Consider the following 240-nt stretch of genomic DNA (forward strand, 5'->3'; position numbering starts at 1 on the left):
GATAAAAATTGAATTTTGTCTCCATATCTTTTTTCTTGTTCCCAGGAGATAGGATTTCAAATGCGACTTGTGGGGCGATATTTTCCTCTTCCCATTGCCTATAAGACCCTCTATCTCCTTTCGGTCTTCCCAATACTACCATCACATCTGGTGCTTGTTTTTGCGGCTCCTCTTGCTCTAAGATTTGTTGTTTCGTCAATTTGACGGGATACCATAACAAATCTGCGGCAATAAACACAT

At 40.4% G+C, this 240-nt stretch carries 1 protein-coding gene; it reads right to left on the reverse strand.

Features of this window, described 5'->3' with window-relative positions; translation table 11 throughout:
* A partial coding sequence (locus tag JUI58_RS11840) for a Uma2 family endonuclease (protein WP_204103995.1) occupies positions 1 to 240 on the reverse strand: 240 nt, incomplete at both ends.

It is taken from the genome of Spirulina sp. CCY15215 (assembly GCF_016888125.1).
Taxonomy (GTDB): domain Bacteria; phylum Cyanobacteriota; class Cyanobacteriia; order Cyanobacteriales; family Spirulinaceae; genus CCY15215.